Origin of the sequence: Agromyces seonyuensis, assembly GCF_009789225.1 — a bacterium.
Classification (GTDB): Bacteria; Actinomycetota; Actinomycetes; order Actinomycetales; family Microbacteriaceae; genus Agromyces; species Agromyces seonyuensis.
In genome coordinates, this window is sequence record NZ_WSTA01000003.1 from 1 (window position 1) to 23,410 (window position 23,410).

Here is a 23,410-nt window from a genome sequence, read left to right on the forward strand (position 1 = left end):
TCCGCGCTACTCGACCGACGCAGGACTCCGCGCTACTCGACCGACGCAGGACTCCGCGCTACTCGACCGACGCAGGACTCCGCGCTACTCGACCGACGCAGGACTCCGCGCTACTCGACCGACGCGCCTCGAACGGCCGACCGAATTAGACTCGGACGATGCGCCTCGTCATCGCCCGTTGCTCCGTCGACTACGCCGGACGGCTGAGCGCGCACCTGCCGCTCGCGACGCGGCTGCTCATGGTGAAGGGCGACGGCTCGCTCCTCGTGCACAGCGACGGCGGCTCGTACAAGCCGCTCAACTGGATGAGCCCGCCCTGCACGCTCGAGGAGTCGGCGCCGAGCGAGGAGCAGGTCGAGGCGGGCGTCGCGCAGGTGTGGACGGTCACGCACAAGAAGACCGAGGACAAGCTCATCGTGTCGATCTTCGAGGTGCTGCACGACTCGAACCACGAGCTCGGCATCGACCCCGGCCTCCAGAAGGACGGCGTCGAGGCCCACCTGCAGAAGCTGCTCGCCGAGCAGATCGAGCTCCTCGGCGAGGGGCACCGTCTGGTGCGCCGCGAGTACATGACGGCGATCGGCCCGGTCGACATCCTCGCGACGGATGCCTCGGGCGCCTCGGTCGCCGTCGAACTCAAGCGCCGCGGCGACATCGACGGCGTCGAACAGCTCACGCGCTACCTCGAGCTCATGAACCGCGACCCGCTGCTCGCCCCCGTGACGGGCGTCTTCGCCGCCCAGGAGATCAAGCCGCAGGCCCGCACCCTCGCCGAGGACCGCGGCATCCGCTGCGTCGTGCTCGACTACGACGCCATGAAGGGCGTCGACTCGGGCGTCCCGACGCTCTTCTGAGCCGGGCTCGCGCGCGAGCCGCCGGACGGGTGGCGCCCGTCGAAACGGGAGCGTTCTGCGGCTTTCAGGCGGGGCGCACTACGCTGTCCGGGTGGAAACGCCGCTCATCCCCCTCACCCGAACCTGGTCGGCCGTGCTGTTCGACCTCGACGGCACGCTCGTCGACTCGGCCGCGAGCATCACGGCATCGCTCGCCCACACGTTCGAGGCGCTCGGTCTGCCGGTGCCCTCGGATGAGGCGCTCCGCGCCTACGTCGGCCCGCCGCTGCTCGACAGCCTGCGCCAGCGCGCCGGTCTCGACGAAGCCCGTGCGTGGGAGGCCCTGCGGCTCTACCGCGAGCACTACGAGCCGACGGCGATGCACGCCCCCGTCTTCCCCGGCGTCGAGGGCCTGCTCTCGCGGCTCGACGACGCCGGCGTCCCGCTCGCCCTCGCGACGAGCAAGCCCGAGTCGATGGCCCGGCGCATCCTCGACCACCTCGGCCTCGCCGACCGCTTCACCGTCATCGCGGGCGCGAGCGACGACGAGACCCGCTCCGCGAAGAGCGACATCGTCGCCTACGCGCTCGGCGGGCTCCAGGCGGCGGGCATCGACACGTCGAACACCGTGATGGTCGGCGACCGCGGCTACGACATCGTCGGCGCCGCCGCGAACGACGTGCCCACGATCCTCGTCGAGTGGGGCTACGGCTCCCCCGCCGAGGCCGCGGACGCGATCGCCGTCGTGCACAGCGCCGACCAGCTCGCCTCGCTCCTGCTCGGCACGCGCCCCGGGGAGCGCTCGACGCCGCACGCGGCCCCGCCGCCCCGCGCGGCGTACTGAGCCGCCCGTCGCGACCGCCGCCGTCACCCGTCGGCGGGGGCGTGGCGCTGCACGAACGCGAGCGCCTCGTCGGCGACCTCGCGCCAGCCGTGGTCGATCGTCAGCGAGTGCCCGCGATCGGGGATGAGGATCTCCTCGGTGATCCCGGGGTTCCTCGACTGGATCTTGTAGGACGCGTTCGTGATCGCCGGCGGCACGGTGTGGTCGGCGGCGCCGCCGATGAGCAGCAGCGGGCCGCGCGCCGGGTTCTTGGAATCGACCTCCGTCTCCCCGCCGAACGGGTTGAAGTTCGCGAACGCCGCCTGGAAGAGCGGCGCACCCGCCGCGGGCACGTGGAAGCGCTCGTAGAGTTCCTCCGCCTCGGCGTCATCCAGCGCATTCGCCCAGCCGTACTTGAACTGCTCCAGCGTGAGCTGCACGCCCCGACGGGCGTTCGCCGGGTTGCCGAGCACGGGCGACGACGACTTCAACGTGGATGCCGGCAGCGGCAGCACACCCTTGAACGGTGCGTTGTCGATCGACACGGTCGCCGCGGCCGCGCCCGTGCCGGCGATCTTCTGCGCGATGAGCCCGCCGAACGAGTGTCCGATGACGACGGGGCCGCGATCGAGCAGCGCGATCGCACCGAGGTAGTGATCGGTGACCTGCTGCACCATCTTCCGGGCGAAGACCTCGGGATGCTCGCGCGCCTCCGCGACCGTCGGCGGATCGTCCGGCCAGCCCGGCGCGAGCGTCGCGTACCCGCTGTCCTCGAACAGGTCCCGCCAGGCGCGCCAGCTCTCCGAGAGCAGCCACAGTCCGTGGATGAAGACCACGGGCACGCCGCCCGCCGCGTTCGCCGCCGCGACCTCGGCCGCCTCCCACTCCGCGAGCGTCGCGGTCCGTTCCTCCTCGGCCATCGCATCCCCCCGAATGCCGGCGGGACCGGTGCCCCGCGCTCGGCGGCAACGGTAGGCCCATCCGACGCGGGCCGAAAGGCCCACCCCCGGACAGGGTCTGTCGCAACCGCAGCCCGCTCGCTAGGCTGAGGGCTTCCTGGGAGGAGCCTCCATGCCGTCGTCGGTGCCGCCCGAGCCGCCAAGGCCCGCTTCCGAGCGCGAGCTGACCGCGCCCGTCGCGCTCCTCGGCGACGACGGCCGGCTGAATCCCGACGCCGTCGGCTGGTCCCGCGCGCCCCTCCACGACACCTCGGGCATCGGCCGCGGTCGGCGCGGGCGGATGCGCAACAAGCGCTGGGAGTACTGGGCGGTCACGACCCCCACCCACATCGTCGCGGTCACCGTCTCCCACCTCGACTACGCGGCCCTCTGCTCGGTGTACCTGTACGACCGGGCGTCCAAGCTCGAACTCGACCGCACGGTCGTCGCACCCCTCGGCCGGGGCGTCGAGCTGCCCGCGTCGTTCGGCGCGGGTCCGGCGAAGGCGAGCGTCAAGGGGCTGCGCGCCGAGTTCGCGGAGATCGACGGCGGCCACCGGCTCGTCGCCGAGACCGACCGCGTGCGCCTCGACGTCCTCGCCGAACTCCCCGACCGGCACGAGTCCCTGTCCGTCGTCGTGCCGTGGTCGGCCGACCGCTTCCAGTACACGGTGAAGGACGTCGCCCGGCCCGCGCGCGGCACGATCGCCGTCGACGGCGACGTGCACACCCTGCCGGCGGGGCGCAGCTGGGCCGTGCTCGACCACGGCCGCGGGCGCTGGCCGTACCGCATCGACTGGAAGTGGGGCGCGGCGAGCGGCGTCGAGCAGGGCCGCCGCATCGGCCTGCAGTTCGGCGGCCTCTGGACCGACGGCACCGGGTCGACCGAGAACGGGCTCCAGCTCGACGGCCGCATGCACAAGATCTCGACGGCGCTCGAGTGGACCTGCTCGGCCGACGACTGGAGCGCCCCGTGGAGCATCCGCGGCGAGCGCGTCGCGCTCGAGTTCACGCCGTTCCACGTGCGCGAGTCGACGATGAACCTCGGCCTCGTCGCGAACGACACCCGCCAGGCCTTCGGCCACTACCGCGGCACGGTCGTCGCCGACGACGGCGAGGTCGTGCCGGTCGGCCACCTCCTCGGCTGGGCCGAGTACGTGCGCAACCGCTGGTAGCGCCGCTGGGGCCGATTCAGGCGTCCGCGCGTCGGCGGCGGCGCCGCTCGGCCGCGAACTGCCAGCCGAGCGTGAGGCTCGCGCCGAGCAGGATCGCCGCGACGTTGATCAGCAGCTGCAGCACCGACCCGGTGAACTCCGTCAGCCCGACCCCCGAGAATGCGATCGCGATCGCGCCCGCCGCCGGCACCGTCGTGACGGAGACGAGCACGCCGATGAGCGCGCCCGATTTCGCGGACGTGAGCGAGAGCATCCCGGCGATGCCCGCCAGGAATCCGATGAGCGCGCTGAGCTCGTCGGGCGCCCACACGAAGGCCGTGAGCGGATGCGCCGCGTCGAGGGCATCCCGGTCGTAGATGCGCAGCGCGAGCAGCAGTTCGGTCAGCCCCCAGGCGAAGAGGATGCCCGTCGCGTATCCGATGCCGAGCGCGAGCAGCGAGCGCATCGCCGGCCGCAGCCGCCGCCGGACGATGCCGACCGCCGTGCCCGCGATCGGGCCGAAGTCCGGGCCGACGATCATCGCGCCGACGAGCAGGATGGGCTGGTCGATCGCGACGCCGACGGAGGCGATCATCACGGCGATCGCCATGAACGCGAGATAGGTGATCGAGAGCCGCGTCTCGTCGGCGGTGCGTGCGGTGATCTCCTGCCAGACGAGCGCGTCGTCGTCCCCGCCGAAGGCGATCGCGGCCCGATCCTCTCGGAAGCGCTTGCCCCGCTCCGACATCGACAGCTCCAGCCGGTCGACCGTGATCGAGCCCGCCCGGTCGATGCCGCGCACATGCAGCTCGTGCAGCACCGAGTCGAGGGCGCCGCGCTCGATGTCGCACAGCAGCAGGTCGCCGGCGGGACGCACGGCCGCATCGGGCAGCAGGACGACGTCGCTCACCGCGTCGCCGGCGTCGGCGAGGACCTCCTCGACCTCGGCGCGACGGCCCGGCGGGACGATGATCCGGACGTGCATCACGGGAGGCATCCTGCCACTCCGGCGACCTCGCCGGTTCCGCGCCGGGCTGGGCTCGCCGCCCCGCGTTCGCGGCCCGATTCGCCCAGCGCTGTGGATAACCCCGTTCGGGGGTCATCGGGCGGATAGCCTCCTTCGCGCAACGGGGGACGGCTGCGGCCTCCCCGACCGATCCCGACACCGAGGAGACTCGTGCAATTCCGACGCCCGGCGCAGATCTGCAGCGCCGCCGCCCTCGCTCTCGCGCTCGCCGTCACGGCGACCGCGACGGCGAACGCCGTTCCCAATCCGACCGCTCCTGCGGAGGCGGTCGCCGCCGCCGCGACCGCGGCCGTGCCCGCCATCGCCTCGCTCGAGCTCGAGACCTCCGCCGTCGTCGTCGACGGCGACACGGTCCGGATCGGCTGGACCTCCGAGACCGCCCTCAACAGCGTCTCGCTCACGCTCGTGGACGCCCTCGGCTACCGCCACTACGTCGCCGCGCCGTACGTGCCCGGCCCGTACGTGCCGGCGACGTCCGGCACGGTCAGCGCCACGATCGAGCCCGGCACCTGGGCCGCCGGACCGGTCGCCCTCGACAGCGCGGCCTACTCATGGGGCTCCGGCGCGGAGTACGGCTCCCTCACCGTCGAGGCCGACGGTCGCGTCGTCGACGCCTACCCTGAGGGCCTCGCGGCCGCGGTCCCGGCGCTCGACCCGGTCGCGTTCACGGTCGACACCGACACGGACCTCTCGCAGGTCCCGTCGCTGCTGAACGTGAGCCGCTCCTCCGACGACGTCCTCGAGGTCGGCGACACGCTCGCCGTCGAGTGGGCGACCGACCTCGACGTCGAGTGGGTCTCGTTCGACTTCGTCGACGCGGTGGGCCGGGCGCACAGCGTCTTCAGCTCGGGCGGCAGCACCGGCACGGCGACCACGACGGTCGACGACTCGTGGGGCGACGGCGACGTCACGCTGCGCCAGGTCCAGGTCTGGACCCCCGCGATGAGCGTGGTCGTGTTCGACCGCGCGGGCGAGGTCGTCTGGAAGAACCCGGTCGGCATCGACGACACGACGGCACCGGCCGACCTCGGGGGTCTCGACTTCGACGTCGACACCGACGCCGTCTTCCAGCTCGTCGACGTCCCGGCACCGATCGTCACCGACGCCGGCTGCGGCGTCGAGCCCCACCTCGTGCTGCAGGACTTCGAGCACGGCTCGTGGTCGATGGGCAAGGCGTTCAGCCAGTCCGGCGACTCCGGCGAGTCCTACGACCTGCGCCCCTGGGGCTATTCGCCGAACCACGGCGCGAGCTACGGCGTCGCCGCCTCGTTCGATGACGGCTGGGGCACGACCGGGCAGACCGTGTGGATGATCGACTTCGCCCCGACCCCGGTGGAGTGCGACGTCACGGCGGGAACGCCCGTCATCACGGGCAGCGCCGTCGTCGGCAGCACCCTGAACGCGAACCCCGGCACGTGGGGCCCGGAGGGAGTCGAACTCTCGACCCAGTGGCTCCGCAACGGCGAACCGATCGCCGGCGCCGTCTCGACCGCGTACACGGCGGTCGCCGCCGACCTCGGCGCGTCCCTCTCGGTCCGCGTGACCGGCACCGCGTCGGGCTACGCCCCGACCACCGCCACGAGCGCGGCCGTCGTCGTGCAGGCGGCGCCCACCGGCGCCGACAAGGTCAAGCCCGTCGCGAGCCTCGTGACCCCGACGGTCGGCGTGACCGTCGCGGGCACGAGCGTGCAGCTCCGCGTGGACGCGACCGACGACCGCGGCCTCAACCGTGTCACGGCGAACATCTACCGCGACGGCAAGCTGTTCAAGTCGACCTTCACCGCGGCCGGCGGCGCTCTCGCGGCGACCCACACCGCGACGGCGAGCCTGCCCGCCGGCGACTACGTCGTCCGCTTCAACGCGTCCGACCTCGCCGGCAACGTCTCCACCACCGGGAACGCGGCCTTCACCGTCGCGGGCTGACGCCCCGACGATGCGAGCGGCCCGGGGCATCCGATCGGATGCCCCGGGCCGCATTCCGTTTCCCGAGGACGACGGCCCTCCCGCTCCCGCGGCAGTGGGGATAATGTGACGAAAACGCGGGTCCCGAACCCCCGCGCCGCTGGAGTCGCTATGTCGCGCCCTTCCCGACAGACCGTGATCGTCGCCGCCCTCACCGGCCTCATCGCGATCACCATCGCCGTCCCGGTCACCGCCGTCGCGACGACGGCGCTCGTCCCCGTGCCCACGGCACCGCCGCCCGAGACCATCCTCGCGACCGTCACCGTCACGCCCCCGGTCCCGACCGTCGAGGTGGCGCTGCCGCCCGCTCCGACGGAGGAGGCGACCTCCCCCGAGCCGGCCCCGCCCGCCGAGATCGACCCGAACGACCCCGCCGCGACCGACGGCGGACCGGCCGAGGATCGCGGCGCCCGCGCGGGAGCATCCGGGTTCCCGGTCGCGAACGACGCGCACGAGCTCGTGAGCTACAAGGTCGTCGAGGGCGATAGTTTCTTCGACATCGCCCAGCGCTTCAACATCGCGCAGCAGCGCCTGCTGAAGATGAACCCGGAGGTCTCCGACGTCGGCACGGCGATCTACATCGGCCAGGTGATCAACCTCGACTGCCGGATCGGCGGCGGGTGCTGAGGGCGGCGACCGCGACCGATCAGGCGAACAGCCCCGACCCGACGTAGCCACCGGGGCGCGCGCCCGGCGGCACGGCGAAGACCGCCGAGCCGACGTGCCGCAGGTATTCGTTGAGGCCGTCGGCCGCGAGCGAGCGCTGCACCGCGATGAAGTCGGCGGGGTCGCGCTGGTACGAGATGAAGAACAGCCCGGCGTCGAGACGACCGAGCTCGTCGTTGCCGTCGACGAAGTTGTAGCCGCGTCGCAGCATCCTCGCCCCACCGTTCTGGTCCGGATGCGCCAGGCGCACGTGCGACGCGGTCGGCATGAGCGGCTCGCCCGTCGCGCCGGTCGCGGAGAAGTCGGGCTCGGTGAACTCGGTGCCGCCCGAGAGCGGGGCGCCCTCGCCCTTGGTGCGGCCGACGAGGCTCTCCTGCTCCTGGAGCTGCACGCGGTCCCAGTTCTCGATGATCATGCGGATCTTGCGGGTGACGAGATAGCTGCCTCCGGTCATCCAGGCGGGGCCGTCGCCCGAGCCCGTCCACACGTGCTCCTCGACGAGCGCAGTGTCCTCGGCCTTGAGGTTGGCCGTGCCGTCCTTGAAGCCGAACAGGTTGCGGGGCGTCTGCTGCGCGCGCGTCGTCGAAGACGTGCGTCCGAAGCCGAGCTGCGACCAGCGCAGGCTCGCGCGGCCGAAGGCGATGCGACTGAGGTTGCGGATCGCGTGGACGGCGACCTGGGGGTTGTCTGCGCAGGCCTGGATCGCGAGGTCGCCGCCGGTCCAGGCCGGCTGGAGGGCGTCGCCCTGGAACCGGGGCAGCGCGGCGAGGGCCTCGGGCCGACGGTCGGCGATGCCGAACCGGTCGACGCCGTCGGCATCCGTGAACAGCGTCGGTCCGAACCCGAAGGTCAGGGTGAGCCCGGCCGCCGGGAGGCCGAGCGCCTCGCCCGTGTCGGACGGCGGCGCGTAGTCGCTGCCGCCGACCGCACCGCCCTCGCCGATCTCGAGGCCCTGCGTCAGCAGGACCGCCGCGGCGCTCCAATCCTGGAGCAGTCCGACGAGGCCGTCCCGGTCGAGGGTGCTCGAGACGTCGAAGGCGGCGAAGTGCAGCCGGTCCTGCGCGGGGGTGACGATGCCGCCCTGATGCTCGCCGTAGAACGGGTGCACGCCGCCGGAGCCGTCGCCCTCCGCGGTCGCCGCGTCGACGGCCGCAGCGGTCCCGACCGCCGCCGCCGCACCGACCGCGAGCCCGGCGGTGCCGACGCCGACGAGGCCGAACAAGCCGCGCCGGGTGATGCCGGGACGCTCTGGTCCGCCCGAACCGCCGTCGTGCGGCGCGGGCGTCTCCGGGGTCGAGGTCTCGTCCATCGTTCCGATCGGTTGGAGCGGGCGGGGTCGAGGTACGCTACCTCGCCCGACCGGATTCCGGCTCAGACGCCGAGCACCGTCGAGGTGAGCTGCGAGAGCGGCTCGGCGAGGGCGTTGACCTGGTCCGAGAGCGCCTTCTTGTCGGCATCCGTCAGCTCGCGGTAGTTCACGAACCCGTCTTCGATCGAGCCGTACGTCGCGAGGCCGCTCTCGAGCTCGTCGAAGGCCGCGTCGATCTCGGCTGCGAGCTGCTCGCCCTCGGCATCCTGTTCCGCGAGCTCGCGGACGGCGCCGAAGGCGACGCCGGCGCCCTGCACGTTGGCGGCGAAATCGGTGAGGTCGGTGCCCGACCACCAGTCCTCCTCGCCCGTGATCTTGCCGGCGGCGACCTCGTCGAGGAGGCCGATCGCGCCGTTGGAGATGTCGCCGAGGCCGACGGCGAAGTCGTCCGCGTCGACGAGCTCGCGCAGCGCCGCCACGTCGTCGACGAGCTGCGCGCCGTACTCGGCCCGCTGCTCGGGCGTCGAAGGCGCCCAGTCGGCGAGCGCGTCGGTGCCGTCGGAGTTGAGGTCGCCGGGCTCGGGCGCCCAGAGGTCCTTCTCGATGCGGTGGAAGCCGGTCCAGTCCAGGCCCTCGGCGACGGCGTCGACCTCGCGGTAGTCGATCTTCGGGTCGAGGTCGCCGAACGACTCGGCGGTGGGCTCGATGCGCTCGTAGGAGACGCGCGCGTCGGCGAAGAGGGTGCGTGCCGTCTCATCGTCGCCGGCGACGTACGCGTCCACGAGGGCCTGGACAGCGGGGATGAGCTCGCCGACCTGCGAACGGAGGTAGGCGACGTATTCGGCGACGGCCTGGTCCTCGAGCGCCTGGCGGTCGGCCGAGACCTCGCTCGCCTCGCCCGTGACGGTGAACTCGGCGAGGCCGACCGGGGCGCCGACCTGCTGGAACTTGCAGGCCGTGTAGTACGTGCCGGGCTCGAGGCTCGCGACGAGGCTCACGGTCTGGCCGGGGGTGATGTTCTCCTTCTCGCCCACGATGCGGAGCTTGTCGTCGGCGAGGATCTCGAACTCGTTGACGTCGCTGCCGTTGTTCGTCGCCGTGAAGGTCACAGCGCCCGTCGCGGCCGTGTCGGTCGAGACCGCGCACGCGTCGTCGACGATGTCGACGGTCAGCGCCTCGGCGCCCGTGTCGTTGGCGACGCAGCCGGTGAGCGCGAGACTCGCGAGGGCGGCGACGGCGAGGAAGCTGACGGGACGGGTGCTCATGCGGTGCGCTCCTGGTTCTGGGGGGCGGTGGTGGCGTTGCGGACGCTCGCGGCGGGCCGGTGGCGGCGACGCACGACGACGAGGTAGACGGTGAGGGTGACGACGACGTAGCCGACCCAGGCGATGACCTGGAGCCAGGTCGGTTCCGGAGTGAAGTTGAAGATGCCGCCGAGGATGACGCCCGGCAGGCTCGTCGGCGGGATGACGGTCGCGAGGCTGTAGGCGGGGACGCCCCAGCCAGGCAGCACGGACGCCTCCTGGAGGTCGCCGACGCCGTAGGCGAGCACGCCGGCGGCGACGATGACGAGGATCGCACCCGTCCAGGTGAAGAAGGTGCCGAGCGGGAAGCGGACGAGGCCGCGCTGCAGCAGCCACGCGATGAGCACGGCGACGAGGATGCCGCCGATCGCGCCGAGGAAGCCGGCGAGCGGGTCGGTCGAACCGGCGAGGTTGGCCCAGACGAAGAGCGCCGTCTCGATGCCCTCGCGGCCGACGGAGACGACGCCGAGGATGACGATCGCCCAGCCCGAGCGCTCCGCGGCGACGTCGACCTGCGCTCGCAGTTCCTTGGAGAGGGTCGCGCCGTGGGCGCCCATCCAGAAGATCATCCAGGTGACGAGCACGACGGCGAGAATCGAGAGGACGCCGCCGAGGATCTCCTGCGCCTGGAAGCTCAACCCGTAGGGTCCCCAGGTGAGCAGGGCGCCGATGCCGAACGAGACGGCGATCGCGAACCCGATGCCGATCCAGAGCCGGCCGAGCAGGTCGGTGCGCCCGATCTTGCGCAGGTAGGCGACGAGGATGCCGACGACGAGTGCGGCTTCGAGGCCTTCGCGGAGGCCGATGAGGGCGTTGGCGAGCACTGGTCTCCTGAGGGATCGGCGTGGGGGTCGGCGGCCGTCGTGGCCTTGCAATGAACTTCGGTAAGGCAAACCTCAGTTCGGCAACGGCGACTGTACTCCCCCGCGGCCCGAGAAGGGAATTCCCCACGGACGCCCGCGTCGAACGGACTTCCTCGGACGCCCGCGTCGATCAGACCTCCACGGACCGCCCGTCGGGCAGCCAGCGCACCCGGTCCTGCAGCTCGGACGGCGCCGCCTCGACGGCCGTGCGCAGGCCGTCGGGGCCGTCGAGGAAGTGCGACCACCCGTCGTAGTGGGCGAAGGCCGCGACCCGCGGCTCCAGGCGTTGCACGAGCGACACCGCCTGCCTTCCGGTCATCGTGTAGTGCAGCGGGCCGGTGATGCCGAAGCGCACGCCCCCGACGTTGACGATCGCCACGTCGACGTCGAGGCGGTCCGCCGCGTCCCGTACGCCGCCGTACCAGACGGTGTCGCCCGTGACCCAGACGGCGAACCCGTCCGCGCCGGGGCGCCGGAGCGCGAACCCCACGACGTCGCCGACGATCGGCCGCGTCAGCGGCGGTCCGTGGCGGCAGGGAGTCGCGGTGACCTCGAGGGGCTCCAGGCCGCGCTGCTCGTCGCCGGGCAGCTCGACCGACTCCCAGGCGCGGAGCCCGGTGACCCGGCCCGTCGGCAGGGCGTCGGCGCCGCTCGTCAACCGCTTCGCCCCGGATGCCGTGGTGACGACGTGCCCGGCACTGCCGAGCATCCCGCGCCCCGCGTCGTCGAGGTTGTCGGCGTGGTGGTCGTGGCTCACGAGCACGAGGTCGATCGGGCCGAGCTCGTCGATGCCGAGGGCGGGGCCGAGGAGCTTCGTGGATCTCGTCCCGAGCGCGAACGCGTACTCGCGCCCCGGCGGGTCGAAGGTCGGATCGACGAGGATGCGTCGACCGTCGAGTTCCACGAGCACGGTGGGTCCGCCGATCCGCGTGAGGCGCGTCATGCGCACATCCTGCCCGTCGGAGGGCGCCCGCCGCCGCAGCCGCGCACGAAGCCGGGGATGTCGGCGACGCCGCCGACGCGTAGCGTGGGGACGTGCTGACTCCGCCCCGTCCTGAGAAGCGACCCACCGAGCGCGTGCATCACGGCGACGTGTTCGTCGACGACTACGAATGGCTGCGCGACGCCGAGGATCCGGAGGTGCTCGCGCACCTCCACTCGGAGAATGCGTACGCGATGGCGAAGACCGAGCACCTCAGCGTGCTGCGCGAGCAGATCTTCGGCGAGATCAAGGCCCGAACGAAGGAGACCGACCTGTCGGTGCCGACGCGCGAGGGCGACTGGTGGTACTACGGCCGCACGGTCGAGGGGGCGCAGTACCCGATCCACGCGCGTGTGCCGGCGGCGGGGCCCGATGATTGGACGCCCCCCGCGATCCCCGAGGACGGCTCGGCGCTGCCCGGCGAGCAGGTGCTGCTCGACGAGAACGCCGAGGCGGCGGGCAGCGGCTTCTTCGCGCTCGGCACGTTCGACGTCTCGGCCGACGGCGGCGTGCTGCTCTACGGCGTCGACACGGAGGGCGACGAGCGGTACACCCTGCGGCTGAAGGCGATCGACGGCACGGACCGCGCGTTCACCGACGAGATCGAGGGCACGGCCGGCGGCGCGACGTTCGACGCGACCGGCGACTTCGTCTTCTACGCGACCGTCGACGACGCCTGGCGCCCGGATCGCATCCACCGGCACGCGGTCGGCACGGCGGCCGAGGAGGACGTCGTCGTGTTCGAGGAGCCCGACGAGCGCTTCTGGCTCGGCGTCGGCCTCACGCGCAGCCGCAAGTACCTCGTCATCGAGGCCGGCTCCAACGTCACGAGCGAGACGCGGCTGCTCGAGGCATCCGACCCCACCGGCGAGTTCGCGGTCGTCTGGCCGCGCGTCGACGGCGTCGAGTACGACGTCGAGCACGTCGTCGCGGGCGGGCACGACCGGCTCGTCATCACGCACAACCAGGATGCGCCGAACTTCGAGATCGTGAGCGTCGCAGCCGAGGACCCGCAGGGGGCGCGGCGCGTCATCGTGCCGCACGACCCGGCGATCCGGCTCGAGGGCGTGGATGCCTTCCGCGACTTCGTCGCGGTCGAGTACCGCCGCGACGGACTGCCCCGCATCGCGGTCGCGAAGGTGCCGTCGAGCCCGCAGCCGCCGGTCGCGTCGGCCGACATCCACCGCGGGCCCGAGAAGGTCGACGACGTCCCGCACGAGCTGTGGTTCGACGAGCCGCTCTACGCGGTCGGCCTCGCGGGCAACCCCGAGTGGAACCAGCCGACCATCCGCCTCGTCTTCACGAGCTTCGTCACCCCGTCGACCGTCATCGACTACGACGTCGCCTCCGGCGAGCGGCTCGTGCGCAAGCGCCAGCCGGTGCTCGGCCGCTACGACGCGACCGACTACACGCAGCGCCGCGAGTGGGCCGAGGCGGCCGACGGCACCCGCATCCCGATCTCGATCGTCTACCGCCACGACCTCGTCGAGCCCGGCGAGCCGGCGCCGATGCTGCTCTACGGCTACGGCTCGTACGAGCACTCGATCGACCCCGGCTTCTCGATCGCCCGCCTGAGCCTGCTCGACCGCGGCATGGTGTTCGCCATCGCCCACGTCCGCGGCGGCGGCGAGCTCGGCCGGCTCTGGTACGAGCACGGCAAGAAGCTGCACAAGAAGCACAGCTTCACCGACTTCGTCGACGTCGCGCGCCACCTGACCGACGAGGGCTGGACCTCGCCCGACCGGCTCGTCGCCGAGGGCGGCAGCGCGGGCGGCCTGCTCATGGGCGCGGTCGCGAACCTCGCGCCGAAGCAGTTCGCGGGCATCCTCGCGGGCGTGCCGTTCGTGGACGCGCTGACGAGCATCCTCGACCCCGACCTGCCGCTCACGGTCATCGAATGGGATGAGTGGGGCGACCCGCTGCACGACCGCGAGGTCTACGACTACATGAAGTCGTACACGCCGTACGAGAACGTGCGCGCACACGGCTACCCGCCGATCCTCGCGGTCTCGAGCCTGCACGACACGCGCGTGCTGGTCGTCGAGCCCGCGAAGTGGGTCGCGAAGCTGCGCGACGTCGGCGCCGACCCGCTCTTCAAGGTCGAGATGGCCGCGGGCCACGGCGGCGTCTCCGGGCGCTATTCGGCCTGGCGGGAGCGCGCGTTCGAGCTCGCGTGGATCATCGACCGGGCGGGCGCGCACCCCTCCGGGGAGTAGGTCGCGGGCCGTTCCGGGGTGAGGCGGACGCCGCTCGTCGGGTGAGGCGGAGGTGAGAGATTTCCCGAGACTCTCTCAGCAACAGTTCACATGCCCGACACCCGTCGTCGACTTCCGCCGCCTTGAGTGGAAGTGCGCCGACGTCGACGCGAACCTCCGAGCGGCGCTACGACGCGTCGTCCACACCGCCTCGAGGGGACGACGCAGATGACCACGACCGAACCGACGCACGACCTCGCCGGCCTGCCGGCGAACCCGCCCCTCGACGATCTCGACGAGGAGCCGACGACGACGATCGCGCCGTGGCGGCCCGCACCGCCCGGCGTCGCACCGTTCTCCCCGCCCCCGCCGCGCCGCGGGCGACGCGGACGGCCCGCGACTGCAGCCCTGCCCGACTTCGAGCGCACCGAACCGCGACGGAGCGTCGTCACCGGGCCCGACGGCGAACCGGTGGAGCGGGCGAAGCCCGGGCGCTCGCCCTTCCTCGTGCTGCTCGTGCTCGTCTCGACGATCGGCATCCTCGCTTACGCCGGGTTCCTCCTGAACCCCGGCAATCGCGGCGACATCATCCCCTACGTGCTCGTCATCGTCGCCGAGACGGTGCTCGTCGCCCAGGCGCTCTCCGCGATGTGGACGATCCTCGCGGGCGGCGACGACCCCCGCGACTTCGCGTTCCACCGCGCCCAGGCGCGGCTGCTCGATCAGCGCCCGGACCGCGACGACCGCGAGGCCGAGATCCGCCTCGACGGCCGCGCCGTGCTCGTCGACGTCTTCATCACCGTCTACGGCGAGGAGCTCGTCAAGATCCGCGCGACCGTCGAGGCCGCCGTCGCGATGCGCGGACTGCACCGCACCTGGGTGCTCGACGACGGCCGCAGCGACGAGGTGCGCGACCTCGCCGAAGAGCTCGGCGCCCACTACGTGCGCCGGCTCTCCTCCGGCGGCGCGAAGGCCGGCAACGTCAACCACGCGCTCTCGATCGCGAAAGGCGAGTACTTCGCGATCTTCGACGCCGACTTCGTGCCGGATCCCGAGTTCCTCGTCGAGACCATGCCGTTCTTCATCGATCCCGGCGTCGCGTTCGTGCAGACGCCGCAGGCCTACGGCAACCTCGACACCACCATGGCCCGCGGCGCGGCCTACATGCAGGCGGTGTTCTACCGGTTCATCCAGCCGGGCCGGAACCGCTTCAACGCGGCGATCTGCGTCGGCACCAACGTCGTGTTCCGGCGCCGGGCGATCGACGAGGTCGGCGGGATCTGCACCGACTCGAAGTCCGAGGACGTCTGGACGTCGCTCCGGCTGCACGAGCGCGGCTGGCGATCGGTGTTCATCCCGCAGGTGCTCGCGATCGGCGACGCCCCCGAGACCGTCGAGGCGTTCTCGAAGCAGCAGCTCCGCTGGGCGACCGGCGGCTTCGAGATCCTGCTGACGGCGAACCCGCTCGGCCCGCGCCGGCGTCTCACGAGCGACCAGCGGCTCCAGTACCTCGTGACGGCGACGTTCTACCTCACCGGCATCTGCCCGCTGCTGCTGCTCATCGTGCCGCCGCTCGAGATCTACTTCGACCTGCGGCCGATGAACCTCGCCATCACGCCGGGCACCTGGCTGCTCTACTACTGCGGCTTCTACGTCATGCAGGTCGTGCTCGCCTGGTTCACGCTCGGCTCCTTCCGGTGGGAGACCCTGACGCTCGCGACCGTGTCGTTCCCGATCTACACGAAGGCCCTGCTCAACGTCATCTCGGGCAAGGAGGTGGGCTGGCACGTGACGGGCGGTTCCGGGGCCAAGCGCTCCCCGTTCGACTTCATGGTGCCCCAGCTGCTCTTCCTGCTGTTCCTCGCGCTCACGAGCGTCGTCGCGATCAACCGCGACGTCGAGAACGGGGTGCTGACCATCGCGACGGCGTGGAACGTGACCAACACCCTCATCCTCGGGGCGTTCGCCCTCACGGGCCTGCGCGAGGCCCGCCGCCTCAAGCGGCCCGACCTGCAGCCCGCACCGGTCCTGCGCTCCGCCGCGGCGAGCGCGGAGCCGCGCACCGTCGTCGCACGCCCCGCCGACCTCGCGATGCCCGCGATCCCGGCACCGGCGTCCATCTCGGCGCCGATCCCGGCGCCGACCATCACGGTCCGCCGGAGCACGGGCGTCCACCGCTCGCCGATCGGCCCGATGCCGAGGCGCGCCTCGCCGCCGCACCTGCTCGCCGATCGGGCGGCCGCGCCGAGCGGAGGCGGTTCATGAGCTGGGCGGGTCGGCTGCGCCTGTTCTTCGGCGCCCTGGGCGTCATCCTGCTCGTCGCGGCCTGCACCGTGCTGTTCTCCCAGCGCCAGTCGCGGGCGGTCTCCGACAGCGCCACGATCGTCGCGCAGGAGTTCCCCGTCGGCACCGACTACGGCGGCCTCGTCGTGACGCAGCTCGTGCAGGAGGGCGACGCCGTCAAGCAGGGCGATCCGCTCTTCGAGGTGCGCAGCCAGCAGCTCCAGCGCGACCTCGCGTGGGAGGTCGTGAACGACCCGACCGCGGCGGCCGACGGCACGGCCACGATCGTCGCGGGCGTCGACGGCACCGTGTCGGAGATCATGATCCCGCAGGGCGGCTACGCCCAGGCGGGCGGCGTGCTCGCGACGATCGATCGCGCCGAGACCGGCGAGGTGGTCGCCGAGTTCACCCTCACCGCCCGCGACTACGGCCGCCTCGGCGAGGGTTCGACGGTCTCGCTCGAACTGCCGGACCGGCGCACGCTCGACGGCACGGTCGAGGCCATCGACGTCGAGACGATCGCCGGCGAGGCGAAGGCCACACTCACGGTCGCGAGCCCCGAGGTCGCGCGCGGCGACGACTCGGGGCTGCTCGTGCCCGGCACGCCGATGCGCGCGACCGTGCAGCTCCGCGACGACGGCTTCCTCGCCGGAGCGCAGGACGCCATCGCCGACCTGCTGACCCAGGTGGGATTCTGACCTCCCGCATCCGGCGGATCCTGGGCGCGATCGTCGCGGCGGCGGCCGTGATCGCCCTCGCAGCGGCATGCACCGACGGGGCGGGCAGCTCGCCGGACACGTCGGCCCAGGGCGCCGAAGCGGCCCGCGAGGCCGAGCTCGCTGCGGCGCTGCCCCAGGAGTCCGTCGCCGAGACCCCGGTCATGCGGGTCGCCGAGGGGGTCGTGCCGCCCACGAACCGCTGGTACTCGGGGCTCGTGTTCGGGCAGGAGCCGCAATCGGTCTATCCGTTCCCGCTCGCGGCCCGGGTCGACGCCGCCGGAATCGCCGTCGGCCTGCCGAACGTGACGGCGAGCGCGAACGCGATCATCGGTCCCTTCGCCGCCGATGTGCTCGTCGGCCCGGCCGCCGGCGGCTCGTTCGACCCCGTGGTCGTCGCCGCCGACCCGGTGTCGGTGACGGTGGCGGTGGAGGGCGGCGACGGCGACGACGCACTGCGGGTCACGCTCGCCGAGGGGCTGCCGGTCGTCGCGCTGACGGCGGGTTCCGCGGATGCCTCGCTCGTGCTCGACCCGGAGGGTTCCGCTTGGGAGGCGGCCGGCGAGGGCCGCTGGACGACGACGACCGCCTCCGGTGCCGCGTACGGACTCGCGGCGCCCGCGGACAGCCTCGACGGCGGGACGCTCGAGCTGCCGGCCGGTTCGAGCGCGCAGCTCGTCGCCGTGCCCGAGGATGCCTCGTTCGAGGCGCTGGCCGACGCCCTCGGCGAGCCCGTCGCGGGCGTCGACGTGTCGTCCGAGGTCGAGGAGGACCGGGTGACGACCGTGCTCGACTACGGCACCCCGACGCTGCTCGTGGCGCCGCCGCTCGGCGACGAGGCATCCGTCGACGGATGCGGCGAGGTCCTCGGCATGTACGCGACGATCTTCGGCGAGGCAGCACTCTGCGCCGCTTCGACCCTCGAGCTGTCGGTGCCGCGCACCGCGACGCCGGCGGGCCTCGACCTCTCCGGCGTCGACGACGCCACCCGCGCGGGCATCGTCGGCCTGCTCGAAGCCGACGCCGGGACCGCCGACGAGCCCATCCCCGCCGACACCTACTTCGGCGCGAAGGCCCTGCACCGACTCGGCCAGTCGGCCGCGCTCGCGAGGGAACTCGGCCGCGACGACCTCGCGGAGCGGTTCGCCGAGCCCCTCGTCGCCGGCCTCGACGAGTGGCTCGATCCCGAGGGGTGCGCGGAGCGCCGGGAGCGCTGCTTCGTCTACGACCCCGAACTGCACGGCGTCGTCGGACTCCCGTCCTCGTTCGGCTCCGAGGAGTTCAACGACCACCACTTCCACTGGGGCTACCTCATCGCCGCCGCGGCGCTCGCGGTCGAGGGCGACCCCGCGCTCGCGGACCGCTACGACCCGATGGTCGACACGCTCATCGCCGACATCGCCGGCGCGGACGGGGAGGCCTTCCCCGAGACGCGCGTCTTCGACCCCTACTGGGGCCACTCGTGGGCGTCCGGCTTCTCGCCCTTCGCCGACGGCAACAACCAGGAGTCGACCTCCGAGGCGGCGAACGCCTGGTACGCGATCTCGCGCTGGGGCGGGCTCACGGGCGACGCGGGCCAGCAGGCGCGGGGCGATTGGCTGCTCGCCGCGGAGGCCGCGTCGGCGCGGGCGCTCTGGACCGCGCCCGACCCGGCCTCCCTCGCCGACGGCTACGCCCATCCCGTCGTGTCCCTGACGTGGGGCGGCAAACGGGACTGGGCCACCTGGTTCAGCGACGACCCCGCCGCGATCCTCGCCATCCAGCTCATCCCGATGAGTCCCGTGGCACCCGGCGCGCTGCCGGACGATCCCGAGGTCATCCGCGCGTCGCTCGCGGGCATCCCGACCGACGGCGCCTTCGGCGACTACCTGCTCATGTACGCGGCGCTCGCGGGCGACGTGCCCGACGATCCGGTCGCGACAGCGCGCGATCTGCCCGACGAGGCGATCGACGACGGCGACTCGCGCGCCTACCTCGCGGCGTTCCTGGCGGCGGCCGCAGCGGGTTAGCGCGGGCCGTCGGCGGAGTCGGGACGCGAGCCGGGGCCGCCGCCCGCGTCGGGCTCGGCGCCCGGCTCCCCGGCCGCATCCGCTTCCGCCGGCGCATCGGGCACCCGCTCATCGGGCACCCCTTCATCGGCGCCCGCCTCGAGGCCGTACTCGTGCACGATCGCGTCGGCGGCAGCGGCCTCGGCGGCCGAGGACTCGACGACGGGCACGTCGCGCTGCGTGGCGATCGCCGTGCCCGCGGCCGCGCAGACGACGACGATGGCGATCCACTCGAGCCAGGCGAGGTGCTCGCCGAGCACGAGCACGCCGAAGAACGCGGCGATGACCGGGCCGAAGCTCGTGATGATCGCGTAGAGGCGGGTGTCGATGCGCCGCAGGATGTAGGTGTCGAGCGAGTACGGCACGGCCGACGAGAGGACGCCGATGAGCAGCAGCAGTCCGACGATGCCCCAGTCGAAGGCGCCGGCGTCGAAGCCCGCGATCGCGAAGGGCAGCAGCAGAACGAGGCTCACGATGCTCGCGATCGTCACGCCCTCGAGGCCCGGCAGTCCGTGGGCGACGGTTCGGGTCAGCACGATGTAGGCGGCCCAGGCCCCCGCGGCGGTGAGGGCGAGCAGGATGCCGAGGACGTCGGCCGTGCCGTCGAGGCCGGTGAGCAGGAAGACGCCAGCGCCCGCGGCGACCGCGCAGATCACGTCGAGCAGGCGCCGGCTCGTGAGCAGGGCGAGCGCGAGCGGGCCGAGGAACTCGATCGTCGCGGCGACGCCGAGGCCGAGTCGGGCGACGGAGATGTAGAACGTCAGGTTCATGACGGCGAGCACGACGCCCAGCCAGATCGCCGGCGCGAGGCGCTTCCAGGTGAGACGCTCCCGCGCCGGACGGAAGACGGGCAGCACGGCGGCGAGCATCACGAGCTGCCGGGCGACCACCACGACGGGCGCGCCGACGAGCGGCGTCACGATGCCCGACAGCGCGGAGCCGAGGTTGATGCTCACCTCGGTGCCGATCTGGGTCGCGGCGCCGGCGGCGCGGCGGCGGCGGTTCTGTTCGTGGTGCACCGGATCACCCTATGTCGCCGGGCGAGCGCGCTCGACGCCGTGGCGTGCAAGCGCTTACAGTTCTCGCATGGATGCTCCTGAGGTCCTCATCGCCGGCCCCGCGACGTGGAACCGCATGATCGAGCTCGACCGGCTGCCCGAGCCGCGCCCGCACATGCAGTTCGCCACCGGTTGGTTCGACGCCGTCGGCGGCACCTCGGCGGGCAAGGCACTCGGCCTCACGGCCCTCGGTCGCCGCGTCGCCCTGCACGCCCTGCTCGGCGACGACGAGCCCGGTCGGCGGGTCGCCGCCGCGCTCGAGGGCGCCCGGGTGCCGCTGCTCGCCGCCGGGGCCGACGTGACCGAGCAGCACTGCAACCTCATGACGCCCGCGGGCGAACGGGTCTCGCTCTTCCTCGCGACGCCGACGCCCGTCGCGGCCGAGCCGCCGGCCGGCGTGCTCGAGGCGCTCGAGGCGGCGCGCGTCGCCGTGCTCGACCTCTCGGGGCTCGGAGCGTCGCTGCTGCCCGCTGCCGCGGAGCGCGGCATCCCGGTCTGGACCGACCTCCACGATTACGACGGGGAGAACCCGTTCCACGAGCCGTTCATCGCCGCGGCCGACGTCGCGTTCTGCAACGCCGACGGCGTCGGCGGCCGTCCCGACGCGCTGCTCGATTCGCTCGTCGCGCGAGGCATCCGGATCGCGGTGTGCACGCTCGGCGCCGAGGGAGCCGTCGCGGTGACCGCCGACGAGCCGGGCGTCCGGCACCGGGTCGCCGCCGTGCCGGTCGACGTCGTCGACACGAACGGCGCGGGCGACGCGTTCGTCGCCGGTTTCCTTGATGCGCACCTCGCGGGTGCCGCGCTCGAGGACTGCCTCGCCGCCGCGTCGGCGGACGCGGCGCTCGCGCTCACGACGCGCAACCTGCACCCGGTGCTCGACCGGGCGCCGTGAGCCGCCCGGTGCTGCGAGGTCAGTTCTGCACCCGTGAAGGCTGCGGCGAGCCCGCGCTCGTAGTCGTGCCTGCGTTCTGCCCTGTCGGCGGGCATCGCGGTGCCGCGCAGCGCCTCGGGAAGCCCCGGTGCGATGGGCCTGAGAGCAGATCGGTCGCGCGCCCAGCCCGACCCGTCGATCAGCGCACGAACGGAGGATCTCGACTTCCTGGCGGCTGATCGAGGATGCCCGGTCTCGAATGCTGGAAGAGGCGGTGCCGGGAGCACCGCCTCTTCCAAAATGCGTCAGGACCGGCCTAGAGGAACACCAGCTTGGTCGCGAAGCCCTCGCTCGAAACTGCGTGGATATCGTGGCCGTTCTGGAGTTCGGAGTCGATCGCGTCCATCATTGCGAGCGCTCTCCGGAACACTTCCACCGCGCTGACACCGCGAGCTTCGGCCGTCTCCTGGACGATCTTGGAGAAGCGAGGGCCGAGTTGGATCGTGTATCGACTGGGCAGAGTCTCGGCAGTTCCGGTTTCCCAGCCGGACTTCGTGACATCCTTCCGGTCTACGCCGGGCAAGCTGCTCGAAGCGCCGACTTCATTCTTGTGAGTGGGCAATTTGTGCGCCTCCGTAAGGCGATCGGTGACCCTGAGTCGAGCGACCCTCCCCAGCGGGATCGCTGCCTCAGAGGCCTTGGGAGACCTCTGGGTCAATGGATTACGGTCAAAGTACGCAAAAACAAAGCACTCCGCAAGGACCACGTGCCCCGGGTCGAGGCAAATGTGCAGAATTCAAGTCCTGAACGCGTGGATTTCGCTTGCTGGAGGAGCAATGCACTCTTGTGCGGCTGGCGTAGGGCGAGGTATCTTCGGCGTTTAGCAGGTCTCGGGGAAGGGGGTGCACTGCGTGTTCGAGACGGTGCTGGTGGAATCGCGGCTGATCTGCGAGTTTCGCCGCTGTGCCATTCCGTGTTCGAACGACCGAAGGAGCGAAATGTCCCACGCCCCCGCCGAGCCGCATCCCGAAACGGGTGCAGTTCCGATCTTCGACCCCGTGTCTGAGACCGCCCCCACCTCGATCGAGTCCGCGCCCCCGCAGGAGCCTCCCGGTGACGACGATCCGAACCGCTACATCGGAGCGAAGATGCCCGCCGGCCGGACCCGCTCGACGATCGTGGTCGGCGTTCGCATCGTCGACATGAAGGATCGCCGTGCGAACCCGCTCACCAAGCGACCTCGGTCCTTGGCTGCGAGTGCCATCGGCGTTGCGGGGTTCATCTTGTACTGCTTCACGGCGTCCGCTGAAGTGCTGACGGCGACGGTCGTGATCGTCACCGCACTCAGCTGGAAGTCCATGAGCGACAAGTAGGAGTGCACCGGGGGAGGTGGGACATCGAGCCCGCCTCCCTCGGCCTGGCGAGGGAACGCTCGGCAACCTCGTCGAGGGGGTCTCGGGCCGGTACGGGCACTGGCGCGGCATCCGGGTCGGATCCGCCCCGACCGCACGGAGCACCGGCGTCCGGCCTGCCTACGAGCGCTCGGCGAGCATGGTCTGCATGCGCGTGATCTCGATCTGCTGATCGGCCTCGATGTGCTTCGCGATCGTGTCGATGTCGACCTCGTTGCCGCCGCCGGCCGCGCGCAACTCCTCCACCATGACGATCGCGCCCTCGTGGTGCTTGGTCATGGAGGTCAGGAATAGACGGTCGAACCCGTCGCCCTCGGCGGCCTCCAGTTCGGCGAGCTCCGCATCGGTGAGCATCCCGGGCATCGGCGCCGCCGCCGTGTGCGCGTGCTCCGCGTCGGGGTCGCGCAGCAGCTCGCCGTTGTCCTGCAACCAGGCGGCGAACTGATCGGACTCCGCCTCCTGGGACAGTCGCATGCGCTCGGCGAGCAGTCGGATGTCGTCGTCGTCGGAGCGATCCTCGACGTAGCCGATCATGACGATCGCCTGGGCGTGGTGCTCGAGCATGTGCCGCACGAACGTCACGTCGGCCTCGGTCTTCTCCGGCGAGTCGAGCGCCGCCACCTCCTCGGGCGAGAGGGTGCGGTTCGGCTGCCCCGGCGCACCGAGCTGCACGACCGGCGTCGTCGGCATCGGCAGCGCCTCCTCGACCCCGGGGGTGCAGCCGACGAGGGCGAACGCGAGCGCGGCGACCGCGCTCGCTGCGACGAGGCGCGCGGGTGTTGCCATGGGTGGAGCCTCTCGTTCGGGGTGGCTCAATGGTCCGTCACGAGTCCCGGCGTCGCGACACGTGTAACCAGAAATTCACACAGACCCTATCGGAACTGCCTAGCCAACCCATAGGTTCAGGGCAACGTGCCGCGCGCGACACGTGTTCCCCGGCCATGTCCCCTGGTTGCGGACCGCG

Annotated in this window: 20 protein-coding genes; 11 read left to right on the top strand and 9 right to left on the bottom strand. The window is 72.2% G+C overall.

Annotated features, from left to right (window positions below):
• The first annotated feature begins 158 nt into the window (after positions 1-158).
• Together nucS and GB864_RS01150 are read left to right on the top strand one after the other, a co-directional pair.
• Positions 159-854, top strand: coding sequence for an endonuclease NucS (gene nucS / locus GB864_RS01145; protein ID WP_160422449.1), 696 nt, complete (start codon positions 159-161; stop codon positions 852-854).
• 91 nt (positions 855-945) lie between these two features.
• Complete coding sequence (locus GB864_RS01150) at positions 946-1,677, top strand: HAD hydrolase-like protein (protein ID WP_160422450.1); 732 nt, start codon at positions 946-948, stop codon at positions 1,675-1,677.
• Positions 1,678-1,700: 23 nt separating this feature from the next.
• Here the strand turns inward: GB864_RS01150 and GB864_RS01155 are convergent, their stop codons facing one another.
• Entirely contained in the window at positions 1,701-2,576 is an 876-nt protein-coding gene (locus tag GB864_RS01155) for an alpha/beta hydrolase (RefSeq protein WP_160422451.1), read from the bottom strand.
• 151 nt (positions 2,577-2,727) lie between these two features.
• On the opposite strand from GB864_RS01155, the gene GB864_RS01160 reads away from it, so the two are divergent.
• Entirely contained in the window at positions 2,728-3,768 is a 1,041-nt protein-coding gene (locus tag GB864_RS01160) for a DUF2804 domain-containing protein (protein ID WP_160422452.1), read from the top strand.
• A gap of 16 nt (positions 3,769-3,784) precedes the next feature.
• Here GB864_RS01160 and GB864_RS01165 read toward each other — a convergent pair whose 3' ends face one another.
• Entirely contained in the window at positions 3,785-4,732 is a 948-nt protein-coding gene (locus GB864_RS01165; RefSeq protein WP_236778806.1) for a DUF389 domain-containing protein, read from the bottom strand.
• A 192-nt stretch (positions 4,733-4,924) separates the two neighbouring features.
• On the opposite strand from GB864_RS01165, the gene GB864_RS18860 reads away from it, so the two are divergent.
• Together GB864_RS18860 and GB864_RS01175 are read left to right on the top strand one after the other, a co-directional pair.
• Entirely contained in the window at positions 4,925-6,697 is a 1,773-nt protein-coding gene (locus GB864_RS18860) for a hypothetical protein (RefSeq protein WP_160422454.1), read from the top strand.
• A gap of 150 nt (positions 6,698-6,847) precedes the next feature.
• Positions 6,848-7,363 carry a LysM peptidoglycan-binding domain-containing protein gene (locus GB864_RS01175; protein WP_160422455.1) on the top strand — a complete coding sequence of 172 codons (516 nt, stop codon included), beginning with the start codon at positions 6,848-6,850 and terminating at the stop codon, positions 7,361-7,363.
• Between the two features lie 19 nt (positions 7,364-7,382).
• Here GB864_RS01175 and efeB read toward each other — a convergent pair whose 3' ends face one another.
• From efeB to GB864_RS01195, 4 genes are all read right to left on the bottom strand, one after another.
• On the bottom strand, positions 7,383-8,711 hold the full coding sequence (gene efeB, locus GB864_RS01180) for an iron uptake transporter deferrochelatase/peroxidase subunit (RefSeq protein WP_160422456.1): 1,329 nt from the start codon (positions 8,709-8,711) through the stop codon (positions 7,383-7,385).
• Between the two features lie 62 nt (positions 8,712-8,773).
• Entirely contained in the window at positions 8,774-9,976 is a 1,203-nt protein-coding gene (efeO, locus tag GB864_RS01185) for an iron uptake system protein EfeO (protein ID WP_160422457.1), read from the bottom strand.
• On the bottom strand, positions 9,973-10,839 hold the full coding sequence (gene efeU, locus GB864_RS01190) for an iron uptake transporter permease EfeU (RefSeq protein WP_160422458.1): 867 nt from the start codon (positions 10,837-10,839) through the stop codon (positions 9,973-9,975). Before efeU ends, efeO begins: the two co-directional genes overlap by 4 nt.
• A gap of 169 nt (positions 10,840-11,008) precedes the next feature.
• Entirely contained in the window at positions 11,009-11,821 is an 813-nt protein-coding gene (locus GB864_RS01195; protein ID WP_160422459.1) for an MBL fold metallo-hydrolase, read from the bottom strand.
• 92 nt (positions 11,822-11,913) lie between these two features.
• On the opposite strand from GB864_RS01195, the gene GB864_RS01200 reads away from it, so the two are divergent.
• The 4 genes from GB864_RS01200 to GB864_RS18865 all read left to right on the top strand — a co-directional run bounded on the left by GB864_RS01200 (position 11,914) and on the right by GB864_RS18865 (position 19,063).
• Positions 11,914-14,076: a prolyl oligopeptidase family serine peptidase gene (locus tag GB864_RS01200; protein ID WP_160422460.1), complete on the top strand. Its 2,163-nt coding sequence runs from the start codon at positions 11,914-11,916 to the stop codon at positions 14,074-14,076.
• Between the two features lie 207 nt (positions 14,077-14,283).
• A complete protein-coding gene (locus GB864_RS01205; RefSeq protein ID WP_160422461.1) occupies positions 14,284-16,320 on the top strand; it encodes a glycosyltransferase family 2 protein in 2,037 nt (678 codons plus the stop codon).
• A complete protein-coding gene (locus GB864_RS01210; RefSeq protein WP_160422462.1) occupies positions 16,317-17,036 on the top strand; it encodes an efflux RND transporter periplasmic adaptor subunit in 720 nt (239 codons plus the stop codon). Before GB864_RS01205 ends, GB864_RS01210 begins: the two co-directional genes overlap by 4 nt.
• Before the next feature lie 47 nt (positions 17,037-17,083).
• Complete coding sequence (locus GB864_RS18865; RefSeq protein ID WP_160422463.1) at positions 17,084-19,063, top strand: glycosyl hydrolase; 1,980 nt, start codon at positions 17,084-17,086, stop codon at positions 19,061-19,063.
• Here GB864_RS18865 and GB864_RS01220 read toward each other — a convergent pair.
• Positions 19,060-20,121, bottom strand: coding sequence for an EamA family transporter (locus GB864_RS01220; protein ID WP_160422464.1), 1,062 nt, complete (start codon positions 20,119-20,121; stop codon positions 19,060-19,062). The genes GB864_RS18865 and GB864_RS01220 overlap by 4 nt on opposite strands.
• A 67-nt stretch (positions 20,122-20,188) precedes the next feature.
• On the opposite strand from GB864_RS01220, the gene GB864_RS01225 reads away from it, so the two are divergent.
• Entirely contained in the window at positions 20,189-21,055 is an 867-nt protein-coding gene (locus GB864_RS01225; RefSeq protein ID WP_160422465.1) for a carbohydrate kinase family protein, read from the top strand.
• A 295-nt stretch (positions 21,056-21,350) separates the two neighbouring features.
• Here the strand turns inward: GB864_RS01225 and GB864_RS01230 are convergent, their stop codons facing one another.
• Positions 21,351-21,656 carry a hypothetical protein gene (locus tag GB864_RS01230; protein ID WP_160422466.1) on the bottom strand — a complete coding sequence of 102 codons (306 nt, stop codon included), beginning with the start codon at positions 21,654-21,656 and terminating at the stop codon, positions 21,351-21,353.
• A gap of 289 nt (positions 21,657-21,945) precedes the next feature.
• Here GB864_RS01230 and GB864_RS01235 point away from each other — a divergent pair, with 289 nt between their 5' ends.
• A complete protein-coding gene (locus GB864_RS01235; protein ID WP_160422467.1) occupies positions 21,946-22,407 on the top strand; it encodes a hypothetical protein in 462 nt (153 codons plus the stop codon).
• 159 nt (positions 22,408-22,566) lie between these two features.
• Here the strand turns inward: GB864_RS01235 and GB864_RS01240 are convergent, their stop codons facing one another.
• Positions 22,567-23,232 carry a DUF305 domain-containing protein gene (locus tag GB864_RS01240; RefSeq protein ID WP_160422468.1) on the bottom strand — a complete coding sequence of 222 codons (666 nt, stop codon included), beginning with the start codon at positions 23,230-23,232 and terminating at the stop codon, positions 22,567-22,569.
• Positions 23,233-23,410 lie beyond the last annotated feature (178 nt).

Coding starts and splice junctions, on each gene's coding strand:
- GB864_RS01205 (WP_160422461.1), top strand. CDS start 14,284: ATGACCACGACCGAACCGACGCACGACCTCGCCGGCCTGCCGGCGAAC.
- GB864_RS01175 (WP_160422455.1), top strand. CDS start 6,848: ATGTCGCGCCCTTCCCGACAGACCGTGATCGTCGCCGCCCTCACCGGC.
- GB864_RS01160 (WP_160422452.1), top strand. CDS start 2,728: ATGCCGTCGTCGGTGCCGCCCGAGCCGCCAAGGCCCGCTTCCGAGCGC.
- GB864_RS01155 (WP_160422451.1), bottom strand. CDS start 2,576: ATGGCCGAGGAGGAACGGACCGCGACGCTCGCGGAGTGGGAGGCGGCC.
- efeB (WP_160422456.1), bottom strand. CDS start 8,711: ATGGACGAGACCTCGACCCCGGAGACGCCCGCGCCGCACGACGGCGGT.
- efeO (WP_160422457.1), bottom strand. CDS start 9,976: ATGAGCACCCGTCCCGTCAGCTTCCTCGCCGTCGCCGCCCTCGCGAGT.
- GB864_RS01240 (WP_160422468.1), bottom strand. CDS start 23,232: ATGGCAACACCCGCGCGCCTCGTCGCAGCGAGCGCGGTCGCCGCGCTC.
- GB864_RS01195 (WP_160422459.1), bottom strand. CDS start 11,821: ATGACGCGCCTCACGCGGATCGGCGGACCCACCGTGCTCGTGGAACTC.
- GB864_RS01165 (WP_236778806.1), bottom strand. CDS start 4,732: ATGCACGTCCGGATCATCGTCCCGCCGGGCCGTCGCGCCGAGGTCGAG.
- GB864_RS01225 (WP_160422465.1), top strand. CDS start 20,189: ATGGATGCTCCTGAGGTCCTCATCGCCGGCCCCGCGACGTGGAACCGC.
- GB864_RS01210 (WP_160422462.1), top strand. CDS start 16,317: ATGAGCTGGGCGGGTCGGCTGCGCCTGTTCTTCGGCGCCCTGGGCGTC.
- nucS (WP_160422449.1), top strand. CDS start 159: ATGCGCCTCGTCATCGCCCGTTGCTCCGTCGACTACGCCGGACGGCTG.